Source organism: Ornithinibacillus californiensis (assembly GCF_001038485.1).
In the GTDB taxonomy this organism is placed as follows: Bacteria; Bacillota; Bacilli; order Bacillales; family Amphibacillaceae; genus Ornithinibacillus; species Ornithinibacillus californiensis.
Window position 1 is genome coordinate 16917 of sequence record NZ_LDUE01000009.1, and the last position, 18318, is coordinate 35234.

Here is an 18318-nt window from a genome sequence, read left to right on the forward strand (position 1 = left end):
GAATGGTATAATAATATGTAAATTAAAATAGGGAATAGCGGTGATATCAATGTTAATGAAACGTCTACTACTAATACTTATTGGTTTACTATCATTGGGATTAGCTATCATTGGTATATTCCTACCATTAATTCCAACTACTCCTTTATTGCTTCTTGCCGCGACATGCTTTATCAGGAGTTCGGAGCGGTTATATGAATGGTTAATCACAAATAACTATCTAGGCCCATATATTAAAAATTATCGAGAAGGTAAAGGAATTCCTCTTTCAGCTAAGGTTATTGGTGTTACATTACTATGGGCATCCATGCTCTTCACGATTTTCTTTGTAGTACCACTTATTGCAGTAAAGCTCCTGCTTGCAGGAATTGCTTCCTACTTCACATGGTTTATTTTGAAGCAAAAAACCTTAGTCAAAGCTCATTATTAATTTTTCTGTAATGCAAATGAAATATCCGCATATAAAAAGAATAGTGTATCTTTAATAAGTGGCGTGAAAGCATAAAATAACTTACAATAATATAGATGGATATAATTATTGGACTTTGATTAAAGGAATGATATGTAGTGAGCAATCATCATGTATATGAAAAGTTAATTAGCATTACATCTGAGATAAATGTGATGGTTAACGAGCCTTTAAAAAATCATACGTATACACGACTTGGTGGGCAAGCAGATTGGTTAGTTACACCGGAAACGTATGATGAGGTAAGACAGATTATAAAACTTGCAAACAAAGAAGAAATAGCCTTTACGCTATTAGGAAATGGTTCTAATTTAATCGTAAAAGATGGCGGTATTCGTGGAATCGTCATGAATTTAAATAAGTTAAAAGAGATTAAGACAGAGGGTACAAAAGTTATTGCGCAAAGTGGTGCGCGTATTATTGATACATCAAGAGAAGCCCTAAAGCAACGGCTTACCGGTTTGGAGTTTGCATGTGGAATTCCAGGATCTGTAGGTGGAGCACTATATATGAATGCAGGAGCGTATGGTGGAGAAATCAAGGATTGTTTAGAAAGTACGATTGTAGTAGATTCTAATGGTGATTTGCTAACATTACGTGCAGAAGACTTAGATTTAGAATACCGTACGAGTAACATTCCTGATAACGGGTATATCGTACTTGAAGCTACATTTGCCTTACAAGAGGGAGAGTATGATGAAATAAAGGCCGTCATGGATGATTTAACCTATAAACGAGAGTCGAAGCAGCCATTGGAGTATCCATCCTGTGGAAGTGTGTTTAAACGACCTCCTGGATACTTTGCAGGTAAACTAATCCAAGATAGCGGCTTACAAGGAACCCAAATCGGTGGTGCACAGGTTTCCTTGAAACATGCTGGCTTTATTGTAAATAAAGACAATGCTACTGCTGATGAATATATCAGTTTAATTCATCATGTTCAAGCGACTGTTAAAGAGAAGTTTGGTGTTACGCTTGAGCGTGAAGTTCGAATTATAGGAGAAGATCCACAATAAGAAAGGCTATGCGAGTAATCGCATAGCCTTTTAATTAGCTTCTGAATCGGTATAAGAATTGCTGTAGTCGTTCATTATCAGATTCCTCAAGAACTTCAGAAGGTGCTCCTTGCTCCGCAATAACACCATCATCTAGGAAGATGACACGATCGGCAACTTCTAAAGCGAAGTCCATTTCATGTGTAACAAGTACCATAGCCATTTCGCCTTCTTTAGCAATATCACGAATAACCTCTAGTACTTCACCAACTAGCTCGGGATCTAGTGCAGAAGTAACCTCATCAAAAAGCATAATCTTCGGTCGCATAACTAAAGCGCGGGCCATAGCAACACGTTGCTTCTGACCACCTGATAATTGACTTGGATAATTATCTAATTTATCTCCAAGTCCAACCTTTTCTAACATTTCTATTGAACGTTTTCTTGCGGTCTCTTTACCTTCCTTTTTAACATGGATGGGTGCTGTCATACAGTTTTGCAAAATAGTCATATGAGGGAAGAGGTTAAAATGCTGGAAAACCATTCCGATGTCTCCACGAACCTCGCGTAAATGATGTTCACTAGCCGGAACTAATTTACCATTCTTCTCCATATGCCAAAGATTTTTCCCGTCCACTATAATCTCACCTGATGTTGGCTGTTCTAGGGTCATTAGCATACGAATGATTGTCGTTTTACCTGAGCCACTTGGACCAATTAAGGCAACCTTTTCACCAGGATAAATATCTAAATCTAGACCCTTTAAAACTTCTACATCTCCAAAGGATTTATGAACGTTTTTATATTCGACGATGGGGTCTGAATTTGTTTTAGAGATGCTAGAGCTATTTTCTTTTATAGATTCAGTCATTATACTACCGCTCCTTTACTGTCCTGAAGCGCTGCTTTTTTATCAAAGCGGCGGTTCATTTTCTTTTCCAATTTATTGATTAAGATAGCTGAAGGATAACTTAATACTAAGAAAATAAGCGCAACAATGGTATAGGCTTCTAACATGCGGAAGTTATCCGTACCATATGTTTCAGCTAAAGCTAAGATACCAACTACCCCAATCGTTGAAGCTAGAGGAACTTCCTTAAACATAATGATTAAGTAATTTCCTAGCATTGGAATGGTCGGTGGTATTGCTTGTGGTAATATGATTTTAGTCCACTTTTGTCTCGTTGAAAAGTTTAACGCAGTAGACGCTTCCCATTGCCCCTTATCAACACCTTCTATTCCTGAACGATATACTTCACCAATATACGTACTAAAGTGTATACCTAGTCCTAGAATAGCAGCTTCAAAGGAAGAAAGGGATACCCCAATTCCAGGAACCATCGGCCAAGCATAATAAATAAAAAACAATTGAATTAGTGGAGGAGTAGAACGTATAAACTCCATAATCCATGTAACAAGCCAGTTTACGGGTTTGAATTTAATTCTTCTCAAAAAGACCCACACAAATCCAAAAACTAACGCAAATAGAAAACATGCAAAGGTTAGTCCTACTGTAACACCTAATCCTTGTAAGATATAAGGGAATGCTTCAAAAAACATATCCCATTTCCAATTAATATCCATTAACTAGCCACTCCTCTCTTCGAAATCTGCTCGCCTTTACGCGTTAGGAAGATTAGTGGCAATGCCATAATAAAGTAGAATACTAGTAATAGTAAATACACGGTAGGTGCCGCGGATAGATTTGTACTTCTTAAGATGTTTCCATGGTATAAGATATCTGTCATTCCAATCAATGAAACGAGTGAAGTTGCTTTCAGTATTTGAATGAGATAATTTCCAAACTCAGGTAACATCATGCGAAGAGCTTGGGGGAAGATAACGATTCTCATGCGTTGAGCGCGAGAAAGGTTAAGCGCAATAGATGCCTCCGTTTGTCCTTTATCAACGGCTAGAATGGATCCGCGAACAATCTCAGACATATAGGCGCCATAATTTAATGATATGGCTAATACCCCAGCCATAAGTCGGTTATCAATACCAACATCGAATAGCATAGGAATCGCATAGTATAGCCAGAATAGCTGTACGATTAACGAGGTGCCTCGAAAGATTTCCACGTAAACACTCGTACCAGCTCTAACTAGTTTATTATTGGATACACGACAAAGACCTGCAATAAAAGCAAATAAGTAGCTAAATATTGTTGAAAGAATGAAGACTGTAATCGTGATATTTATCCCCTTCATTAATACAGGGAAAACTTCTATAATGGCATTAATCATAATCACTCCTTTGAAAAGCTTTAAAAAACTCCATAGGGACTGACCCCCTGATGGGGAAAACCCTATGGAGTCTTGTTGAAATTAGGACCGTATTATTTAAATCTCACCGCTGCAGACTTTTTCAGTTGTAATTTCATCTGGAACCATATTCATCTGTTCACTGAAGCCATTCTTTTCTAATAACTCAGCAACAGTACCATCGGCTTTAAGTTCAGCAAGTACTTCATTGTAAGCCTCAAGTAGTTCTTCATCTTCCAGATTAAATGCAGCTGCCCCATAACTTGGTACACCTTCTACATCTGGTTGTTCAAATGTTTCAACAAACTCCAGTTCATCAGTGCCAGCAGAAGCTAGAGCATCCTTGATAGTCATCTCTGTTCCAGTTGTTGCATGAGCACGTCCTGATTGCACAGCAGCAATCGATGCTGGAATATCTGGTACAGAAAGGATTTGACTAGGGTCTACGCCACTTTCCTTTAAAAAGTCATTTTCTGTTGCACCTTGCATAACAGCAACAACTACATCTGGATTATTTGCAATATCTTCATAGCTTTCTAGATTAAGAGGATTACCTGTCTGTACGATTAGCCCTTCCCCATACATCATTTCCGGTTCACCAAAAGCTGCGTTCTCACAACGGTCTGGCTTAATTGCCATACCAGCAGTTATTACATCGAATTGACCAGCATTTAGTCCAGAGATAAGTTGACCAAATTCTAGTAACTCCGATTCAACTTCTTCAACACCAAGCTCTGCGAATACGGCTGTGGCAATGTCCACTGCAGCCCCTTTTAATTCACCATCTTCTTCATATGCATAAGGTTTTTCGTTGGCAAATCCAATCGTTACCTTACCTTCTTCCTGTAGCTTAGCCAATTTACTTTCTTCTTCTGATCCACATGCTGCTAAGAAAGCAATGGTTAAGCACAGTATGGATGCTACTAATAATTTCTTCATAAAGTATAAAAACCTCCTATAATTTTAAATACTCCAACTCTAAAAGCTAGATGTATTAGTAAATAGATTAGAACTTCTAACTGGGTAACTGGATGGGTTTATGTACGAAGGATTTAGGAAAAGATATTGGGGTATATCTTTGGTAAACAGTTACATGTTAATGTTACCGATATATTACAGGGGAAACAAACCTAGTATTATTAGATAATTTTAAATTATTTAGTATTAGATTTGATATAAGTGGAAGAGCTCTTTCATTCTTAAAGATGCGAGTATATTGTTAGTTTATCTAGCAAATCCTCAATATTCGACAAGGAATATAAAACTATTTACCTAACAAATAGATGGTTTCATGTTAGAATATAACCAATGGATTCTACGCGAAAAGGGGGAGTAATAAAAATGATATGGGTCGTTGCGATTATTTGTATTGTTATTACGGCAATTGTTCTTTATTTATCTATATTAACGCTTGATAAAGGTTACGGATATAAACATAAAATTGATCCACTTCCTCCAAAGGTAGAGGGAGAAGCGGATGATAATGATGAAGAGTCATCGGATCGTTCAAACTAAAATAAGTGGCTGCAATAAGTAAAGAAGAGATTAGGACAAAAGTAATTCTATCAAGGGTAAATCCGAACATTATTAATAGTGCATATAACCCGCCCCGGAAATATACTACGCTTTCCGTGGGCGGCTGGTGAGCCTCCTCAGAGCTATCGCTCTTGTGGGGTCTCACCGATGCCTATCCTCCCACAGGAGTCTCCGTATATTTCCGGGGCTAATAAGGTTATTGTTCGCATTTACATTCCTTTGATTTAGTTATGTCCCAATCTCTTCTTTTATTGGAGATAGTTTTTTCAAAGTGATTTAAATAGCTGTATGTATTCCATAAAAAAGGCAGTATCCAATTTACTATGAATATATTAGAATAAAGTAAACACATGTGAAGTGAATTGAACAAGGGGGAAGAACATGTACTTACTAATTAGTATAGTTATTGGTTATCTCTTTGGTTGTGTTCATGGTTCTCAATTAGTTGGAAAGTATAAAAAGATAGATATAAAAAAATCTGGTGTAAAAAATGCAGGAGCTTCTAACACAACCATTTTATTAGGTTGGAAGTATGGCATACTTGTTGCCCTAATCGATATATTCAAAGGAACACTAGCCGTACTATTAATGCTTTATATTCTCAATGGAAACGCGATAACTGGAGATGCTCAAATTCTATTAATCTATGTTACGGCATTAGCAGTTATCTTAGGTCACAATTTCCCAATTACCATGAAATTTAGTGGTGGCAAAGGAACAGCATCACTTGTTGGGATATTACTTGCCATTGATTGGAAAATTGCTTTAATCGGTATAGGGATTTTATTGATTTTCACCTTTGCTACCGACTACCTCGTCATAGGTGTATTGATGATGTATATTTCATTTTTAGTTACAACGTATTATTTCTATGGTTTGGAGCCAACAATGATAGTTATACTACTATCTGTATTAAGTATCTTGAAACATATAGAGAATTATAAACGTATTATCAATAAAGAAGAAAAAAAGCTCTCGAGCATGTTTCAGAAAAAAGAAGTAAAGTAATATTGGGGGTAACTAATGGTCGATATACTTCTATGGGTTATAATTGTAGCATTATTTGTTTTAAGCTTCGTCGGTGTGATTTATCCGATTATCCCTTCTGTACTGTTGATTTGGATTGGATTTCTATTGTACCAGTTTGGAATTAATGGAGAAGAGTTAGGTTGGGTATTCTGGACCCTCATGATTGTATTTACCGTTCTCTTATTTGTGGCAGATATTCTAGCAAATAGCTTCTTTGTTAAGAAGTTTGGTGGAAGTAAATGGGGGGAGAGAGGTGCAGCAATCGCAGTCATTGTTGGGTCCTTCATCATGCCGCCGTTTGGGATTATTGTCATTCCTTTCTTAGCGGTTCTAATTATTGAAATGGTTCAAAAAAGAACTTTTAATGAAGCTTTTAAGGCATCCATTGGTTCATTACTCGGTTTCTTAAGTGGAACGTTTGCTAAAGTATTTGTACAAATCATCATGATTATTCTATTTATCATTGGTGTTATTTCTTAAAGGAAATGCAGCAGCTTTAAGTAGCTGCTGCATTATTTCTTCTGCGTCGCTTCTGAATAGCGTTAACTCCCATAACGATAGTAATCCATTCGATTGATGGGATTGTATCACTATAATTGATTAACTGGAATGCAGGAGATTCAAAGAAGTCATCCACACGTTTAAATTCACATATTAACGATCCGCTAGGGTTTAGAACCGAATACTCACGAGAAAAAGCCTCCGACTCAATAGTATAAAACCCCTGGTCACTTGCTTCATATTCAAAAAGTTTCCTAAAAAGTGCAAATCTAGCTCGAAGAATTCCCACTGTATCTTCAGTTGAATTCACTACATTCCATTTATGAGAAAAGAATGGAAAATATCCGCGTAATTGTAAGGTGCCTTCTGGATCTAATACATCAACGCCATCAGAAAAGGCACTTTTTAAATCAAGTGTTCCTACAATTTCCTTTTGAGAATTATAAATATCCGTTGTTCCACTTGAGAAAAAATTGTCATGAAAATATAAGGTTTCAGCCATAAAATCCCTCCTATTTATTGTATACGATAATAAGTGTTATGAGGTTTCAAATAATTTCGAATTCAATAGGATGAATAATTATATAGTAAGATAAAAATCATTTACTGGAAAACTTGACTTTCTAACGGCTGGTCATTATATTAAACTTAATATGTAATATTGAAACGTTGAAAAGGATTAGTACAATTTAGACTGTCTATTCAGAGAGGAAATGGTTGGTGAGAATTTCCATAGACGTTAATTGGAACCTGCCTTGGAGTTCGCCTTTAGATAGGTTTACCCCTTGAAAATGCGCGCGGTCCCTGACCGTTATCAAGCTAAGTGTACTATTTACAACCTGTAAATAGTAAACAAGGGTGGTACCACCAATCCTCGGTCCCTTTTACGGATGGAGGTTTTTTTGTGTTTAATAAAGGCTGATTTCTTATAAGCAAGAGTTATGTTGTTCTGGCCAAAACCGCGGCCCGAATACACTCCGCTTTCCGCGGGCGGCTGGTGAGCCTCCTCAGAGCTAACGCTCTTGCGGGGTCTCACCGATGCCTTTCCTCCCGCAGGAGTCTCCGTGTATTCGGGCCGCTCAGAGCAACCGATATAAGTACACAGTTCTAATTAGGGAAACCTTGCCTTTCTAAAATAAAATAAAATAAATAAAAAGAGGTGCTAAAGATGGGAAAGAAAAACAAAGATTTTGTAGAAAAAATCACAGCAATGGAAGATGACTTCGCACAATGGTACACCGACGTCGTCAAACAAGCAGAACTAGTAGAATACGGCCAAGTAAGAGGAACAATGATCATTAAACCATATGGCTATGCCATTTGGGAAAATGTAAAAGACGAGTTAGACCGAATGATTAAAGAAACAGGTCACTCCAATGTACAATTTCCATTATTTATCCCTGAAAGCTTACTGCAAAAAGAAGCAGATCATGTGGAGGGCTTTGCACCAGAAGTAGCTTGGGTAACCCATGGTGGAGATGAAAAATTACAGGAGCGAATCGCAGTTCGACCAACATCAGAGGTTCTTTTCTGTGACTACTATTCAAAAAATATCCATTCATATCGTGACCTACCAAAGCTTTATAACCAATGGGGAAATGTTGTGCGCTGGGAAAAGACAACTCGTCCATTCCTTCGTTCATCTGAATTCCACTGGCAAGAAGGGCATACAGCTCATGCAACAGATGAAGATGCGGCAAACGAAACAGATCGCATGTTAGAAGTATATGCCGATTTAGTAGAGAACTATCTGGCAGTACCAGTTTATCGTGGCCGAAAAACAGAAAAAGAAAAATTTGCTGGAGCAAAGTATACGTTAACTATTGAAGCACTAATGCATGATGGAAAGGCACTACAATCTGGAACTTCTCATCATTTTGGATCGGGATTTGCAGAAGCATTTAACATTACGTATTTAGATGAAAATGGTAAGAGTCAATTTGTTCACCAAACTTCTTGGGGACTATCAACTCGAATCATGGGAGCATTAATCATGGTCCATGGGGATAACCGAGGCTTAGTTGTTCCACCAAGAATTGCACCTACACAAGCAATGATTGTTCCAATTGCCCAACACAAAGAGGGTGTACTAGATAAGGCATATGAATTGCGTGATCAATTAAAATCACTAGTACGCGTAGATATCGATGCAAGTGATAAAATGCCTGGCTGGAAATTCAATGAGTATGAAATGAAGGGAATTCCTGTTCGAATTGAGATGGGACCAAAGGATATTGAAAAGGATCAAGTTGTACTAGTTCGCCGTGACACTGGTGAAAAAGAATTTGTGTCATTAAGTGATTTAAATGATCGCCTACCAGCTCTTCTTGAAGAAGTTCAACAAAACCTTTATGATAAAGCATTAGCACACCGCAACGAAAAAACTACCGTTGCAACAAACATGGATGAATTCAAACAAACGCTTGATGAAAAAGGTGGATTTATTAAAGCAATGTGGTGTGGTGATGTTGCTTGTGAGGAGAAAATTAAAGAAGATACGACTGCAACATCACGTTGTATACCTTTCGAGCAAGAAAAGGTATCTGATACATGTGTCTGCTGTGGCAAAGAAGCAAAAGAATTAGTGTATTGGGCGAAAGCTTATTAAACGTTTAAAGGAGCTTGAGTAATTACTACTCAAGCTCCTTTTACTTATTAAGAAATGGTTTTATATGTAGCTTCATCACAAATAACATATAACTCTGCACTTAGGGGAATTTTTTCATCGAGTCTTCTATTAATGTCTAGCCTATTACCGTCTGCAATTAAGGTTGCCCCCTGATTTAATAAATCCTCAAAGGCGTCTCTATACGTATCCCATGTACCCTTTTTCATAATCTGGTATAAATTTTCCCCATACTTTCTACTTAATAACTGGGAATACACTTTACTTACACCTTTATATAAAGCAGATCGGACTGCCAAGTTAGAGATGGTTTCCTGAGATAGAATGAATTCATCAACTTTCACATGGGAGAAATTTGAAATATGTTCTTCCATTAGTATTTCTACTGTTGTATGTACATTAGGGGCAAGTCGTTCTACTATAATTGCGACTATTAATGTTTTTGCATCACGTAAGGATGGTTTTTCTATTTCTTCATCGGAAAAGATAATTACTGATTTAGCTCCGGATATATTAGCCTTTTGGTAGGTAGCCTCCTCAGCGGTATCCCCTTGAATATAATGTACTCTCTCCAGGCTAATATCAAAAGGGGCTTTAGGTAATGAATCAATTAGCACGATCTCTATCGTGTTATTAGAACTCAGTATTTCATGGACAGCAACTTGTGCTTTTTTGCTCCAGCCAATAATTATGATGTGATCTTTCTTTCTGTAAGTCAAATTTCCTTCCTCCCTTTTCCGCCTAAAGATAGACAGAGCATCGAAAATCTTCCCTATAACGATACTTAGTAACCCAATACCCATCAAATACATAAATACTGTAAACAATTTACCCACAACTGTAACAGGAGAATAGTCTCCATAACCGACAGTAGTAAAAGTTGTCATAACAAAATAAAATGAATTTAGTAGATTGCCGAACGTTTCTGGTTCCAATACATAGATGGTAAACGTACAGAACAATACAAAAAGAAACGTGAAGAGGGCGAGGGTAATGTTTTTAATTTTAATAAGGTTTAGTCCTATTTTAAGAAAAAAATACACGTTCAGCTTCTCCTTCGAAAGTTATTTTTTAGAACTTTCTTCTTATGGTATACATTAACATAATCTGCATCACTTTTTAACTCAAATACCATCTCTAATTCTATGCATCTTTTTAGTAGGGATATTAAAATAATAATATTTTTCATAAAAAAGTATTGTATTATTATAAATATAATGGTATAAATATACATACGAATTAATAATAATACACAAAAGGTGAATGAAAACATGAAGGAAATGTTAAAGTTACAATTTAATGATATAGGACAAAATCTTTGGGAGATTGTCAACACACTATATCAACATCCAGAACTAGGGGACCAAGAGTATGAATCTATGAACCTATTAGTTACTTTATTGAAGGAACATGGATTTGAAGTGGAAACAGGAGTAGTAGAAAGGCCAACTGCATTTAAAGCTGTATTTACTAGTGATAAGCCTGGACCAACCGTTGCATATCTTGCTGAATATGATGCCTTACCTGGTGTCGGACATGGATGTGGGCATAATTTAATTGGTACCATGAGTGTTGGCGCTGGGATTTTGCTTAGTAAAGTAGTCGAAGAAGTTGGTGGGGATGTTGTCGTACTAGGAACGCCAGCAGAAGAAACGAATGGCGCGAAGGTTCCAATGAGTGAGCAAGGGATTTTCGATGATATCGATGTTGCTATGATATTACATCCAAGTGACCAGTCCTATGTAAGTGGAGAATCACTAGCTATGGATGCCATACAATTTGCATATAGCGGAAAGGCCTCTCATGCAGCTGCATCACCTGAAAAAGGAATTAACGCGCTTGATAGTGTGATTCAGTTGTTCAACGGAATAAATGCCTTAAGAGAACATTTACCGTCAGATGTTCGTATTCACGGTATTATTGCAGATGGAGGTAAAGCAGCCAATGTAGTCCCAGATTACGCTGTTGCGCAACTCTATCTCCGTGCTAAAGAACGATCATACTTAAATGAAGTCGTCGAAAAAGTAAATAACATTGCTAAAGGTGCAGCGCTTATGACTGGTGCAACCTTAGAAGTTTCAAATTACGAACTTAGTTATGATGAAATGAATACAAACGAAATCTTATCAAATGCTTTTACGAAAAACTTAGAAAAAACTAGTAAACTACCTATCTTAGCTGCAAAACAGTCCTATGGCTCCATTGATATGGGTAACGTGAGTCAGGTTGTGCCGGCCATTCATCCTTATATAAGTTTAAACAAGCCTGGTCTAATCGCACATACAAAGGAATTTGCACATCAAACGGTAACAGAAGATGGTTATGATACATTAAATTCCGGTGTATTAGCTCTTGCTTATACAGGGTTAGATGTTATTACTAATAGTAATCTTTATCAATCTATCATTAGTGAGTTTAATAATAAGTAATTTTTATACACTAAAATGAATATTTAATTATTATTATACATTATTATAAGGGAGAGATTTGTAATGAAGAAAATGGTCTATGGATTAATGGGAATTTTATTATTGGTTTTATTAGCAGCATGTGGTTCAGGAGAAGCAAGTACAACAGAGGAAAAACAAAAGGTATTGAAAATGGCAACTTCTGCTGACTTTCCCCCTTTTGAATCCTATGACGAAGAAGGGAATTTTATTGGATTTGATGTAGAGCTAGCAAAAGCAATCGCTGAAGAATTAGGGTTTGAATTAAAGATTGAGGATATGGATTTTGATGGATTAATTGGCTCCCTGCAGGCAAAACGTGTTGACATGGTACTTGCAGGAATGAGTGCAACAGAGGACAGACGTAAAAATGTTGACTTCTCCACAGAGTATCATCGTTCAGGTGAAATGTTTATTGCTAAACCTGAGTCAGAACTCCAAGATCTTAGTAGTTTAGAAGGAAAGATAGTAGGTGTACAGTTAGGAACGATTCAAGAAGAAGGTGCGGAAGCGCTAGCAGAAGAGTATGGATTTGAAGTGAAAAAAGTGGATGACGCAAGTATCCTAATTCAAGAACTAAATTCAAACCGCATTGATGTTGCATACATGGATAAAACAGTAGCGACCGGTTATATCAACGCACAAGGCTTTGCTGGGTTTGAGGATCCAACAACAAGTTCACCAGGAATGGCTATTGCATTTCCAAAAGGAAGTGAAATAGTAGAAGAAGTAAATGCAGTGTTAAAACAGTTTGAAGAAGATGGCACGATAGAAAAGTTAGAGGAAGAATGGTTATCGGATTATCAATAATTTGTGCAGCTAGAGAGCGAGGTGTGAAGGCATGAATTTGGACTTTAGCCAGATCGTGCCTTCAATTCCTTTTATATTAGAGGGAATTGGAGCAACATTAAAGTTTGTTAGTGTATCAATTATATTTGGCCTAGTATTAGGAACCGGATTAGCGCTATTAAAGATTAGTAATAAAAAATGGATGAAGTGGCCAGCAGATATTTATACATCGATATTCCGAGGGACACCATTAATTCTACAATTAATGATTATTCATTTCGCTATACCGCAATTATTCTATTATGATATTCCAGTGTTTTTAAGTGCGGTCTTAGCTTTTGGATTGAACTCTGCAGCCTATGTATCAGAAATCATTCGGGCTGGTATTTTGGCAGTGGACAAAGGTCAAGTGGAGGCGGCAGAGGCGTTAGGTGTTTCTTACCGACCGATGATGATCAATATTATTTTACCTCAGGCAACGAAGAATATTTTACCTGCAATGATGAATGAATTTATTACATTGACCAAGGAATCTGCGCTTGTTTCTACAATTGGTTATATGGATTTAATGCGACGAGCAGAGATTGTCGGTGCACAGATTTATCGTAACTTCGAACCATTGTTATTCGCAGGAATCATTTATTGGGTGATGATCTTTATTTTAACAAATATTGGTAGTTGGGTGGAACGGAGGTTGAGACAGAGTGATTAAGACGATAGAACTTAGCAAAACATTTGGTGAAAATACGGTATTAAAAGATATTACAACTACGATTAATCAAGGCGAAGTGGTTGCTGTTATAGGTCCTTCTGGCTCTGGTAAGTCTACATTTTTGCGATGTTTAAATCTTTTAGAAAATCCGTCAAAAGGTTATATCTGGATAAATGAAAAGGAAATATCGAATCCAAAGATAAATAAATTAGATATAAGAAAAAATATCGGCATGGTATTTCAGCATTTTCACTTATTTCCACATATGACTGTTTTAGAAAACGTGATGTATGCACCAATAAAGGTAAAGAATACTAAAAAAGATTTAGCAGAGAAAATTGGAAAAGAACTACTAGCTAAAGTGGGCCTAACTGACAAAATAGATGCATATCCTAGCCGTTTGTCTGGCGGTCAAAAGCAACGTGTAGCAATCGCTAGGGCATTAGCAATGGATCCTGAGATTATGCTATTTGACGAACCGACATCTGCATTAGATCCGGAAATGGTAAAAGAAGTACTTGATGTGATGAAGGACCTCGCCCAAACAGGTATGACAATGGTTGTCGTGACCCATGAAATGAATTTTGCTAGGGAAGTTGCAGACCGAATTATCTTTATGGATGATGGGAAAATAATGGAGGAAGGTAATCCGAAAGAATTTTTTTCTAATCCGAATACGAAAAGGGCAGCAGACTTTTTATCTAAAGTACTATAATGGTGTGTTTAAAGCGTAATCCGCAGCCAGTATACACTTCGCTTTTACTTCCAGCACAGGGGCGACATCTGCTCAAAAAAACCTTCGCAGTGTCTACCTTGCCTCGGGCGGCTGGTGAGCCAGTCTCGCCCGAGTATACTTACTATGATAAGCACCTGCGAGTAACTAGATATAAAATAAAAAGACGACCATTAGGCCGTCTATTTTTATGCTTCTTGGGTAACCTTTTCCTCAGCAGCGATAATTGCTAGTCTGTTTTCAATTTCTTCTTGGGATAGGTTATTGTTAATTACATATAGGTTTCTTGGGTGTACACGACATTCGTGTGTGCAACCACGCATATATTTATGCTCATTTTCTTCTGAGCAGAGAATTTGTTTATTACATTCAGGATTTGCACAGTTTACGAAACGTTCACATGGTTCACCGTCAAAGTAGTCTTTACCGACGATAACATGGTCTTTACGGTTGATTGGAACTGTAATTCGTTCATCAAATACATAGCATTGACCGTCCCATAGTTCACCTTGTACTTCTGAATCTTTACCATACGTTACGATACCACCATGTAGCTGTGCTACGTCTTCAAATCCTTCTTTAATCATCCAACCAGTGAATTTTTCACAACGGATTCCGCCAGTACAGTACGTTAGGATTTTTTTACCTTCAATCAAATGTTTGTTTTTACGTACCCATTCAGGTAAATCGCGGAAGGTTTCAATATCTGGATTAATCGCGCCGCGGAAATGTCCTAATTCATATTCATAGTCATTTCTTGTATCGAGAATAACAACATCATCACGTTCCATCGCTTCACGCCATTCTTTTGGTGAAAGAAATTCCCCAGTTAATGCTTTGGGATCATGGTTTTCTTCTTCATCCAAACGAAGCGTTACTAGCTCTTTGCGTGGACGTACATGCATTTTCTTAAACGCATGACCATCATGCTCGTCTACCTTAAATGTTAAATCACTGAAACGAGGGTCGTTGTGCATCATTTCCATATATTTGTTTGTGTTTTCGACAGTGCCTGAAACAGTACCGTTAATACCCTCTTTTGCTACTAAAATTCTACCTTTTAATTCATTTTCTTTGCAAAAGTCTAAATGCTCATTTGCAAAAGTTTCCGGATCTTCGATGTTTACATACTTGTAGTACAGTAAAACCCGATAATCTTTCTTTTCCATTTTATTACCACCTATCATTCATATTTGCAAGATATAAATGTTTTGGTAGTTATATTTACTATTTTATTATCTTGCAAGACTAAAGTCTAACAAGTTTTTACAAAAATTTCAATAGAATATAGCAGTGAAGAGATACGAAATATAAAAAATTAAAACCCATACTACAATTAAAATTAACTTGTCAATATATTTTTATGATTTTTTTTATTAAAACTTTCCGATTCACTTGATTTTTTTTGCTTAAACGGTTAAAGTATAGGTAGCAAAAGGTAATTGAAATTGGTAATACTTTACGATCTCTTTATATAGAGTAGGTGTAAAAGTATTAGGTTCAATTGTACTTTGCAAGCTATTCAATAAGGAGGTCATATAAATGACTGGTAAAGTAAAATGGTTTAACGCAGAAAAAGGTTTCGGTTTCATCGAGCGCGAAGACGGTGACGATGTATTCGTACACTTCTCAGCTATCCAAACTGATGGTTTCAAAACTCTTGAAGAAGGTCAAGAAGTTGAATTTGAAATCGTTGAAGGTAACCGCGGACCACAAGCAGCTAACGTTACTAAACTTTAATTAAAACAACCAAAGGCTTATCTCATTAGAGATGAGCCTTTTTATATAGGTTCATGTTAATGGGGGTGGACAAATGAATTCATTTAACTGGTCGGAAAAATCAAAAGCGGAATGGAATAACCGGGCTAACTTTTGGAGTGGTCGTAGCAAAGATATGTGGGAGAATGGAAGTAGAAAAGACATCATTCCCTTCTTTAATCGACACTTACATAAGAACTCGAAGATCTTAGATGTTGGCTGTGGCGATGGTTATGGAACTTATCTTCTACATTCATTAGGCCATTACATGGTTGGTGTGGATATTTCAGATGAGATGATTACTAAGGCCAAAGAGCGTCTAGAGGAAGTCCCATTCGAAGTAGCAGACATTGGAGAATTGCCCTTTGGAAAAGAATCAATGGATGCCGTTTTAAGCATCAATGTTCTAGAATGGGTTGAAGTACCAGCTTTAGCGTTAGAAGAACTAAAAAGGGTCTTAAAAACCAATGGGCTATTTTGTGCAGGGATATTAGGACCAACCGCAGGTCCTAGAATGAATGGCTATCGCAAAGTTTATGGAGAAAAAACCATTAGTAATTCCATGATGCCATGGGAGTTTTCTCAGCTGGCAAAAGAGTTGGGGTTTGAAGTGGTTGATGGTTTTGGTGTTTATAAGGATGGTGTGACGGAAAAAAACTATCAGGGATTGCCAACACAATTAAAACAAGCACTTAGCTTCATGTGGGTGTTTTTGTTACGTAAAGTAGGTGAGAAAGATGGATAAAAAACAAATAGAAGAAAAAATTATTGAAAATTATCAAAACGATGAAAAGATGATGATATTAATTTTTGCTCAGTGGTGCATTAATCATGATTTAGATCCGGTGGCGTTATACCAATCTGCATATCCGAATCAACTGAAGAACCATATCTTAGAAGAAACAATGGAATTAACTGTTCCCAAAAACGAAGCAGAAGAAATTTCAGACGAAACCGTCTTATATGTGTTACAACTTTTTGGGAACGATGATTTAGCATTTGTTGTGCAAAACGAGATAGAAAAACGCTTATAGTGATGAATCAAACAATTTAATTAATGCTTGTGTACCACTATCTGCCTCACCCTTCTCAGCTAGCTCACGGTAAAGATTTAATGAAAGTGCAAGACCTGGAGTGGATAGTCCTATTTCTTCCACAGATTCCAGTGCAATGGTCATATCTTTAATGAAATGTTTTACATAAAATCCCGGGGCAAAGTCCCCCTCAATCATACGTGGTGCTAGTTTGGATAGTGAAAAGCTTCCTGCTGCACCAGTTGTAATACTATCTAAAACTCGAATTGGGTCTAAGCCCGCCTTTTTCGCATATACAATTGCTTCACAAACGCCAATCATATTAGAGGCGATGGCAATTTGATTACTTAATTTCGTATGCTGTCCAGCTCCTGCTTTTCCTTGCAGAATAATATTACTTCCCATAACTTCAAAAATTGGAAAAACGGCTTCAAATGCATCCTGGTCACCACCAACCATGATTGCTAATGTTCCATTTCTAGCACCAATATCTCCCCCAGAAACAGGTGCATCCAGTGCTTGGATTCCTTTTTCTGTAGCCTCTTGATAAATTCTTTCAGCTAACGAAGGTTTTGAAGTGGTCATATCAATAATGTAAGAACCTGTTTTAGCATTTTCGATGATACCTTTAGTTCCGAAATATACTTCTTCTACATCTTTTGGGTATCCTACAATTGAGATGACTACGTCCGATTCAGAGGCTAACGCTGCAACCGAATCCTTCCAATCTGCACCTTGATTCAATAAATCTTGGGCTTTTTCTTTCGTCCTTGTATAGACCGAAACTGGATAACCTGCTTGTAAAAGGTTCTGGACCATACTTTTCCCCATTACTCCAGTACCGATGAAGCCAATTTTTGTATTATTCGTAAGCATTATGTAGCACTCCCTTCTTGTTTTTACTATATAATTATTTTCATCATTGTAAAAGAAAAATCGCTTAGAGGAGTGGGAACAACATGGAGTGGCATATGAAAACATTTAAAGAACTTACTAATCAAGAATTGTATGCATTACTAAAGGCTAGAACAGACGTATTTGTAGTGGAACAAGCGTGTCCCTATCCTGAACTAGATGATTTGGATCAAGATTCTGTCCATTATTATTTGACTGTCGGGGGAGAAATCGCTGCTAATGTGAGACTACTTCCTAGGGGACTGAAATATGAAGAGTTTGCTGCAATCGGACGAGTTTTGGTTGTGTCAAAGTTTAGATCGTTTGGCTATGCAAGAATGATTATGGAAAAAGCAATCACTTATATACATGAAGTTTGGCAGGAAGATAAGATTAAAATTCAAGCACAAGTTTATTTAAAAGACTTCTATGGTTCTTTAGGATTTAAACAAATAACGGACGAGTATTTAGAGGATGGTATTCCACATATTGACATGCTTCTGGAAAGGGAATTAAAGAATTAATATAAGG

General features: G+C 37.0%; 22 protein-coding genes and 1 other annotated feature. Of the genes, 14 read left to right on the forward strand and 8 right to left on the reverse strand.

Annotated features, from left to right (window positions below; translation table 11 throughout):
- Nucleotides 1–49: 49 nt before the first annotated feature.
- Nucleotides 50–430 carry a YbaN family protein gene (locus TE34_RS01955; RefSeq protein WP_084710590.1) on the forward strand — a complete coding sequence of 127 codons (381 nt, stop codon included), beginning with the start codon at nucleotides 50–52 and terminating at the stop codon, nucleotides 428–430.
- A 137-nt stretch (nucleotides 431–567) separates the two neighbouring features.
- On the forward strand, nucleotides 568–1485 hold the full coding sequence (murB, locus tag TE34_RS01960; protein ID WP_269083142.1) for a UDP-N-acetylmuramate dehydrogenase: 918 nt from the start codon (nucleotides 568–570) through the stop codon (nucleotides 1483–1485).
- Nucleotides 1486–1519: 34 nt separating this feature from the next.
- Here the strand turns inward: murB and ehuA are convergent, their stop codons facing one another.
- The 4 genes from ehuA to ehuB form a co-directional block, all read right to left on the reverse strand.
- Entirely contained in the window at nucleotides 1520–2335 is an 816-nt protein-coding gene (ehuA, locus tag TE34_RS01965) for an ectoine/hydroxyectoine ABC transporter ATP-binding protein EhuA (RefSeq protein WP_047983152.1), read from the reverse strand.
- Nucleotides 2335–3048 (reverse strand): ectoine/hydroxyectoine ABC transporter permease subunit EhuD, encoded by a 714-nt coding sequence (ehuD, locus tag TE34_RS01970; RefSeq protein WP_084710591.1) that lies wholly within the window; start codon nucleotides 3046–3048, stop codon nucleotides 2335–2337. The genes ehuA and ehuD overlap by 1 nt, the downstream gene beginning before the upstream one ends.
- Nucleotides 3048–3710: an amino acid ABC transporter permease gene (locus TE34_RS01975; RefSeq protein ID WP_236687088.1), complete on the reverse strand. Its 663-nt coding sequence runs from the start codon at nucleotides 3708–3710 to the stop codon at nucleotides 3048–3050. Before TE34_RS01975 ends, ehuD begins: the two co-directional genes overlap by 1 nt.
- 96 nt (nucleotides 3711–3806) lie before the next feature.
- A complete protein-coding gene (ehuB, locus tag TE34_RS01980; RefSeq protein ID WP_047983153.1) occupies nucleotides 3807–4667 on the reverse strand; it encodes an ectoine/hydroxyectoine ABC transporter substrate-binding protein EhuB in 861 nt (286 codons plus the stop codon).
- 402 nt (nucleotides 4668–5069) lie between these two features.
- Here ehuB and ytzI point away from each other — a divergent pair, with 402 nt between their 5' ends.
- From ytzI to TE34_RS01990, 3 genes are all read left to right on the forward strand, one after another.
- Nucleotides 5070–5243 (forward strand): YtzI protein, encoded by a 174-nt coding sequence (ytzI, locus tag TE34_RS20525; RefSeq protein ID WP_084710592.1) that lies wholly within the window; start codon nucleotides 5070–5072, stop codon nucleotides 5241–5243.
- Nucleotides 5244–5645: 402 nt separating this feature from the next.
- Nucleotides 5646–6272: a glycerol-3-phosphate acyltransferase gene (locus TE34_RS01985; protein ID WP_047983154.1), complete on the forward strand. Its 627-nt coding sequence runs from the start codon at nucleotides 5646–5648 to the stop codon at nucleotides 6270–6272.
- A 15-nt stretch (nucleotides 6273–6287) separates the two neighbouring features.
- Entirely contained in the window at nucleotides 6288–6773 is a 486-nt protein-coding gene (locus TE34_RS01990) for a DUF456 domain-containing protein (RefSeq protein WP_047983155.1), read from the forward strand.
- A 16-nt stretch (nucleotides 6774–6789) separates the two neighbouring features.
- On the opposite strand, the gene TE34_RS01995 is transcribed toward TE34_RS01990, so the two are convergent.
- Entirely contained in the window at nucleotides 6790–7296 is a 507-nt protein-coding gene (locus TE34_RS01995) for a hypothetical protein (protein WP_047983156.1), read from the reverse strand.
- A gap of 158 nt (nucleotides 7297–7454) precedes the next feature.
- Nucleotides 7455–7680 (forward strand) — a binding site (T-box leader).
- A gap of 282 nt (nucleotides 7681–7962) precedes the next feature.
- On the opposite strand from TE34_RS01995, the gene proS reads away from it, so the two are divergent.
- Complete coding sequence (gene proS, locus TE34_RS02000) at nucleotides 7963–9402, forward strand: proline--tRNA ligase (RefSeq protein WP_047983157.1); 1440 nt, start codon at nucleotides 7963–7965, stop codon at nucleotides 9400–9402.
- A gap of 47 nt (nucleotides 9403–9449) precedes the next feature.
- On the opposite strand, the gene TE34_RS02005 is transcribed toward proS, so the two are convergent.
- On the reverse strand, nucleotides 9450–10463 hold the full coding sequence (locus TE34_RS02005) for a potassium channel family protein (RefSeq protein ID WP_047983158.1): 1014 nt from the start codon (nucleotides 10461–10463) through the stop codon (nucleotides 9450–9452).
- A 228-nt stretch (nucleotides 10464–10691) separates the two neighbouring features.
- On the opposite strand from TE34_RS02005, the gene TE34_RS02010 reads away from it, so the two are divergent.
- The 4 genes from TE34_RS02010 (at nucleotide 10692) to TE34_RS02025 (ending at nucleotide 14083) form a co-directional block, all read left to right on the forward strand.
- On the forward strand, nucleotides 10692–11849 hold the full coding sequence (locus TE34_RS02010; protein WP_047983159.1) for a M20 family metallopeptidase: 1158 nt from the start codon (nucleotides 10692–10694) through the stop codon (nucleotides 11847–11849).
- 63 nt (nucleotides 11850–11912) lie between these two features.
- The gene (locus TE34_RS02015) at nucleotides 11913–12677 is read left to right on the forward strand and encodes a transporter substrate-binding domain-containing protein (RefSeq protein ID WP_047983160.1); all 765 of its coding nucleotides are present in this window, start codon (nucleotides 11913–11915) and stop codon (nucleotides 12675–12677) included.
- Nucleotides 12678–12708: 31 nt separating this feature from the next.
- On the forward strand, nucleotides 12709–13368 hold the full coding sequence (locus tag TE34_RS02020; RefSeq protein ID WP_047983161.1) for an amino acid ABC transporter permease: 660 nt from the start codon (nucleotides 12709–12711) through the stop codon (nucleotides 13366–13368).
- Nucleotides 13361–14083: an amino acid ABC transporter ATP-binding protein gene (locus TE34_RS02025; protein WP_047983162.1), complete on the forward strand. Its 723-nt coding sequence runs from the start codon at nucleotides 13361–13363 to the stop codon at nucleotides 14081–14083. Before TE34_RS02020 ends, TE34_RS02025 begins: the two co-directional genes overlap by 8 nt.
- A gap of 206 nt (nucleotides 14084–14289) precedes the next feature.
- On the opposite strand, the gene trhO is transcribed toward TE34_RS02025, so the two are convergent.
- Nucleotides 14290–15270, reverse strand: coding sequence for an oxygen-dependent tRNA uridine(34) hydroxylase TrhO (gene trhO / locus TE34_RS02030; RefSeq protein WP_047983163.1), 981 nt, complete (start codon nucleotides 15268–15270; stop codon nucleotides 14290–14292).
- Nucleotides 15271–15643: 373 nt separating this feature from the next.
- Here trhO and cspD point away from each other — a divergent pair, with 373 nt between their 5' ends.
- From cspD to TE34_RS02045, 3 genes are all read left to right on the forward strand, one after another.
- Entirely contained in the window at nucleotides 15644–15841 is a 198-nt protein-coding gene (gene cspD / locus TE34_RS02035) for a cold-shock protein CspD (RefSeq protein WP_047983164.1), read from the forward strand.
- 73 nt (nucleotides 15842–15914) lie between these two features.
- Nucleotides 15915–16604, forward strand: coding sequence for a class I SAM-dependent methyltransferase (locus TE34_RS02040; RefSeq protein ID WP_047983165.1), 690 nt, complete (start codon nucleotides 15915–15917; stop codon nucleotides 16602–16604).
- Nucleotides 16597–16893 (forward strand): hypothetical protein, encoded by a 297-nt coding sequence (locus tag TE34_RS02045; protein ID WP_047983166.1) that lies wholly within the window; start codon nucleotides 16597–16599, stop codon nucleotides 16891–16893. Before TE34_RS02040 ends, TE34_RS02045 begins: the two co-directional genes overlap by 8 nt.
- On the opposite strand, the gene TE34_RS02050 is transcribed toward TE34_RS02045, so the two are convergent.
- A complete protein-coding gene (locus TE34_RS02050) occupies nucleotides 16888–17874 on the reverse strand; it encodes an NAD(P)-dependent oxidoreductase (RefSeq protein WP_084710593.1) in 987 nt (328 codons plus the stop codon). The genes TE34_RS02045 and TE34_RS02050 overlap by 6 nt on opposite strands.
- Between TE34_RS02050 and TE34_RS02055 the strand changes: the two genes are divergently transcribed.
- Nucleotides 17853–18311, forward strand: a complete 459-nt coding sequence (locus TE34_RS02055; RefSeq protein WP_047983168.1) for a GNAT family N-acetyltransferase — start codon at nucleotides 17853–17855, stop codon at nucleotides 18309–18311. The two genes, TE34_RS02050 and TE34_RS02055, sit on opposite strands and share 22 nt — an antisense overlap.
- Nucleotides 18312–18318: the final 7 nt, after the last annotated feature.